6 protein-coding genes are annotated in these 4,978 nt (G+C 36.1%); 1 reads left to right on the top strand and 5 read right to left on the bottom strand.

From position 1 onward, the window contains the following. Positions 1 to 245 precede the first annotated feature (245 nt). On the bottom strand, positions 246 to 893 hold the full coding sequence (locus C9I86_RS07920) for a transcriptional regulator (protein ID WP_107276080.1): 648 nt from the start codon (positions 891 to 893) through the stop codon (positions 246 to 248). 295 nt (positions 894 to 1,188) lie between these two features. Beyond that, positions 1,189 to 1,389 (bottom strand): hypothetical protein, encoded by a 201-nt coding sequence (locus C9I86_RS07915; protein WP_036792228.1) that lies wholly within the window; start codon positions 1,387 to 1,389, stop codon positions 1,189 to 1,191. Between the two features lie 623 nt (positions 1,390 to 2,012). Here C9I86_RS07915 and pdxY point away from each other — a divergent pair. Continuing rightward, positions 2,013 to 2,870: a pyridoxal kinase PdxY gene (gene pdxY, locus C9I86_RS07910; protein ID WP_107276079.1), complete on the top strand. Its 858-nt coding sequence runs from the start codon at positions 2,013 to 2,015 to the stop codon at positions 2,868 to 2,870. A 75-nt stretch (positions 2,871 to 2,945) separates the two neighbouring features. On the opposite strand, the gene C9I86_RS07905 is transcribed toward pdxY, so the two are convergent. From C9I86_RS07905 to C9I86_RS07895, 3 genes are all read right to left on the bottom strand, one after another. Then, on the bottom strand, positions 2,946 to 3,725 hold the full coding sequence (locus C9I86_RS07905; RefSeq protein ID WP_107276078.1) for an ABC transporter permease: 780 nt from the start codon (positions 3,723 to 3,725) through the stop codon (positions 2,946 to 2,948). Next, positions 3,722 to 4,399 carry an ATP-binding cassette domain-containing protein gene (locus C9I86_RS07900; protein WP_080156328.1) on the bottom strand — a complete coding sequence of 226 codons (678 nt, stop codon included), beginning with the start codon at positions 4,397 to 4,399 and terminating at the stop codon, positions 3,722 to 3,724. Before C9I86_RS07900 ends, C9I86_RS07905 begins: the two co-directional genes overlap by 4 nt. 209 nt (positions 4,400 to 4,608) lie before the next feature. Further along, positions 4,609 to 4,818, bottom strand: a complete 210-nt coding sequence (locus C9I86_RS07895) for a cold-shock protein (RefSeq protein WP_080156329.1) — start codon at positions 4,816 to 4,818, stop codon at positions 4,609 to 4,611. Between the last annotated feature and the right edge of the window lie 160 nt (positions 4,819 to 4,978).

The raw sequence follows: 4,978 nt of genomic DNA, 5'->3' as shown, positions 1-4,978 counted from the left end.
AACTCAACCAACGTAGTTAATCAGGGAACGAAAAAGAATGCAAAAACCACGCCTGTTATTTAAGCACGTTTATTGATGGGGATTAATGAGTAGCGGAAGGTCTAAAATAAGCAGAGTATCAATTAAAGAAACATCATGAAAAATATAAAAAAATATGTTTTTTTTAAATAAAAACGTTATCGATTATTTATAATAATAAACAATGACACTATCCGATGAAATAATGTCATTGTTTAATTACATATTTAATTTGCACGTATTTCTCGCAAATAGCGATAAATAGTATGAATGGAAATATCCAACCCTTTTGCTGCTATTTGAGCACTGTCTTTGAGATCAAAAATACCAAGATCATGTAATCGCGTTACAATTTCTCGACTTTTCTTTGAGGGAGGGATCGAATTATCACTCGTTACCTGCTCACGAACATTTTCAATCGAACTATGCATCATTTCATCACTATTACGCGCAAACGTTTCTGCGGTAACACCATGATCACAATAAGTACCGATTGTTGGCATCAAACTATGGATCATAGACTGAAATGGTGCATCTAAATCAAAGTTAACACAGAGTAAACCAATCGCTTGCTGCTGCTTATTACGGATCACGGTTGTTAATGAACGTAACATTCTACCGTCAGGCGCTTTAGTAATATAAGCGTCAGAAACATCTTTACCTTCATTTAATTTAACTAATGCAATATTAGTGATCGGCGCACCAACTTCACGTCCCGTAATATAGCCATTGGCAATCTTCATAATTGACGGATTACGCGCGTCTAAACAATGCAATAAGACTTCGGTATGCTCCCCCCACATTGCTGCAATCCCATCAACAATATTTTCCATGGCGTGAAGAATATCATAATCACTTTCTGTCAATTCATGCATTTTTTCTACCTTTTCTAAGCATCAAACCCCTCAACAAACAGCATTATTATCTTATCAATATTTCAGCAGACATAATATCAATGATTACAGTATATGTGTTTTCTATTCGATATATTGATATCTTACCAATACACATCAAAATGATACCAGTATTATAAATACTAATATTTTAGTGACCTATTGTGATTAGTATCATCATGACTAAAATAAAAAAATCCCGACCTAGGCCGGGATTATTTATTTAATTATGGAAGAACATTTACATATAAAGTAAACATTCAACTCATTAACTAAATTAGATAAAACGGATTTTAACCGCTTTAAGCTTATTACTTGAATCATCTAACGTAAATTCAACCATGCTACCAGATGAAGGCTGTGAACGACTGCAAACTTGAGACGCGTCAAAACGAATATCGCCACCAAGATCGCTAGTAATTAAACCAATTTTTTCAACTGGGTTGAAGCTACGAATAATACCTGTTTGTGAAGTCATAGTTTATATTTCCTTTACGCCCAAATATTGCTTTCTTATCAGCATTTATATTTGAGGCTATCAATTTGAGTTTAAATAGTTATATACCAAATAGTTAATTAACCTTGGTATAGAGCTTTACTCATTGACCTACTACTTCTTAACTATAAGATCACCCTTCTTATAGCTTTGCACTGCTACTACGTTTGCAACATAAACGGATAACAATGATTAGAAATGACATTGTGGTTTTATTTAAAACACATTAGGTCTGAGTAACAGACGAATCGAACATTAACGCCAAATTATGATGCTGTAAATATTTTTTTAATCAAAAACGATAATAATTTGTGGATAACCACTGAACAAAACAATAAATAACTGTTTTAAAACAAAAAAACAACAAACAAAAAAATAAATAAAAACACTGAATGTGTTCAAAAAACACACGAAACCACTAATAAAACATATTTCAATTACATTATTATTTCTATTTAACCTAAAATAAAAGAAATTATCATCCTTTGTTGAACAATAAATAGTCTGCATTTTTGAAAGGAATAATTACGATATAAAATGACTAGGTTTCTGATATCAGCACATGTAAAGTATACCGATATACACGATGGTTATAAGGAACCTCGATGAAAGGTATTCTATCAATACAGTCACATGTTGTTTACGGTCACGCTGGTAACAGTTCTGCAGTATTCCCTCTTCAGCGTATGGGCTTTGAAGTTTGGCCATTACACACAGTACAATTTTCTAACCATACTCAATACAAACAAGGTTGGACAGGTAAAGCTTTCCCTGCCTCTGATTTGATTGAACTCGTTAAAGGCATCAACAACATTGATCAGCTTAAAAACTGTGAAGCAGTCCTTACCGGATATCAAGGTAGTGCTGATCAATGTTTAGCCATTATTGATACAGTTAAAACAGTAAAACAACAAAACCCTAATGCTATCTATATCTGTGATCCTGTTATGGGTGATCCAGAAAAAGGATGCATTGTTGCTGACGGCATATCAGAACACCTTATTAATGATGTAATGCCATTGGCAGATGTTATTGTCCCTAACCAATTTGAACTTAGTCAGTTTGTTGGCATGACAATCAATACGCTGGAAGATGCTATTAAGGCTTGTCAGCACGCGCTAACACTCGGCCCTAAAATGGTGTTGGTAAAACATCTTCATAGTTTATCTACTGATAAATTTTCGATGATGCTAGCAACAAAAGAGGGCTGCTATCTAGCACAACGTCCACATTTGGCATTTGATAACCAGCCTGTTGGTGTGGGTGATTTAATTTCAGCATTATTTACCGGTGGTTTATTAAAAGGCTGGTCAGCAGAACAAGCCTTTGAGCATGCCCATAATGCGTGTTATGCCGTATTAAAAGAAACTCACCGCCGTGGCGAATGGGAACTGCAAACAATCGCCGCTCAAGATGAAATTGTCGCACCGACTGAAATTTTTCCAATTACAGAAATTAAATAAATAACCCAGTCATCAGATTATAAAAAAAGCAGCTTATAACGCTGCTTTTTTTATTCTTATTCTTATTCTGTTAAATTACAACACATTACCATAATCATCAAATGAACGACGTTTTACAAGTGTTAGTGTCGTCGCAACAGAAAGCACACCGGATACAAATATCGCTACCATGATCACTAACTGGTATTTAACAGCGACCAGCGGCATTGCTCCGCCTAAAATTTGTCCCGTCATCATACCCGGTAGGCTCACAATACCTAACGTTGCCATTGAAGCTAATTGTGGCGCTAATGCCGCTTTAAAAGCCGTACGAATAAAAGGCTGAGCAGGATTAGGCGCTCCCATCGTTAAATAATATTGATATTCTTGATGATTCTCTTTCAGTAAACTTCCCCAACGAGACAATGCCAACACATTCGCAGTTAAGCTATTACCTAATAACATCCCTGCTATCGGGATCATATATTGTGCTTGCCACCATGGTGAAACTTGAATAACCCCCGCCAAAACCGCAGGTAATGCCACCGATAATGCGATAACTTGCCCACAAATAACAGCGGGGATCACGCGAAATAGGTTTACATCAGAACGTTTACAAATGGTGTAACTGGCAAACAATGCCATGACGGTTAACCAAATCACGTTAAGGCTAAGACTTTGCCAACCAAATAATGTATGTAAATAAATCCCAACGACAGATAACTGTAAAGTCATCCGTAATACAGACATGATCAGTGTGCGACTTAATCCCAATTGCCAACGCTGAAATAAGAGTAATGGAATCAGTAATAATAGGTAAAACCCAGCCATAGCTGACCAATGTAAATCGATAGTATGATTAATGGTTGCGGTCATTGGTCTATTCCTGATTCAATATCCATATTGTGTACCTGATCAGCTGTCGCAAGCCATACCGGATCATGAGAAACCGAAATACAGATAACATTTAATGCTTTCACTAATGAAATAATTTTATCTCTCGCCATAGGATCTAATGCTGACGTAGGCTCATCCATTAACCACACCGAACGTTGCATCATCACTGCTCGTGCAATGGCTAATCGTTGCTTTTCACCACCCGATAATAATACGACATCTTTATCAAGCTCAACTATCAGTCCTGCATCAGTTAATGCTTGTAAGCAATCAGACTCTGTGGGTTTTACATGAGGTGATTGCATTGCCTTCATATGCCAAGGCAATAGTAAAACCTCTAAGACAGTATCCGCTCCCATCACTGGTTGTTGTGGCAAGTAGCATATTTGTTGACGCCAAAATGGTAATGACCCACTATCAATACCTTGTTGCTGATAATTAAAAGAGCCATTTTGTGGCGCTTTAAGTCCAGCAATAACTTGCAATAAGCTACTTTTTCCACAGCCAGATGCACCCGATAACGCTAAATGCTGCCCTGGTAATAAATCAACCGTTAATGACTCTACTTGTACATTTTCAAAACCTGATCGTAATTGAAAAAAGCGTAAAGCATCATAAGAGATAGACGTCGATATTGAAGATGAATTTATCATGGCAATTAACACAAATAACGATTGAGAATGATAAGTGTATAAAAACCAAAAAATTACTCAAATGGTTTACGTTAATGATCGCTATGAATCAGATCGATACAGGCAGTATCAATGATATAGATGGGAGAATTACATTTGATACGTAAAATACAAATAAAAAAATACCGACACAATGTCGGTATTTTCAAAACTTTTAACGTAAGTGCAAATTAAGCAGCTTCAACGTTTGCAGCTTGAGGACCTTTCTGGCCTTGTTCAACGTCAAAAGAAACCTTCTGACCTTCAGCTAGCGTTTTAAAACCTTCGCCAGAGATAGCACGGAAGTGAACGAATACGTCAGCACCGCCGTTATCTTGAGTGATGAAACCGAAACCTTTCTCTTCGTTAAACCACTTAACGATACCAGTTGATTTAGACATGACTGTCTCCAATATTTTATTAAATAATTCGCAAAATTGCGTAATGTAGCCAGAAAAAGAATTATTTATAGTTTATGAGTGGAAAGCTTCATGACACTGGTAAAGCGCTACAAAGAAAGTTTTCTAAAACATAATGTTACATATAAATAGGTCTGAATTA

The organism is Photobacterium sp. NCIMB 13483, from assembly GCF_003025475.1.
Lineage (GTDB): Bacteria > Pseudomonadota > Gammaproteobacteria > Enterobacterales > Vibrionaceae > Photobacterium > Photobacterium piscicola.
The sequence above is the reverse complement of the archived record's forward strand: the minus strand, read 5'-3'. Positions and strand labels throughout refer to the sequence as shown.

What these genes read in the sequence shown, in the direction of transcription:
- C9I86_RS07920 (WP_107276080.1), bottom strand. Translation starts at nt 893, where the DNA reads ATGCATGAATTGACAGAAAGTGATTATGATATTCTTCACGCCATGGAA.
- C9I86_RS07915 (WP_036792228.1), bottom strand. Translation starts at nt 1,389, where the DNA reads ATGACTTCACAAACAGGTATTATTCGTAGCTTCAACCCAGTTGAAAAA.
- pdxY (WP_107276079.1), top strand. Translation starts at nt 2,013, where the DNA reads ATGAAAGGTATTCTATCAATACAGTCACATGTTGTTTACGGTCACGCT.
- C9I86_RS07905 (WP_107276078.1), bottom strand. Translation starts at nt 3,725, where the DNA reads ATGACCGCAACCATTAATCATACTATCGATTTACATTGGTCAGCTATG.
- C9I86_RS07900 (WP_080156328.1), bottom strand. Translation starts at nt 4,399, where the DNA reads ATGATAAATTCATCTTCAATATCGACGTCTATCTCTTATGATGCTTTA.
- C9I86_RS07895 (WP_080156329.1), bottom strand. Translation starts at nt 4,818, where the DNA reads ATGTCTAAATCAACTGGTATCGTTAAGTGGTTTAACGAAGAGAAAGGT.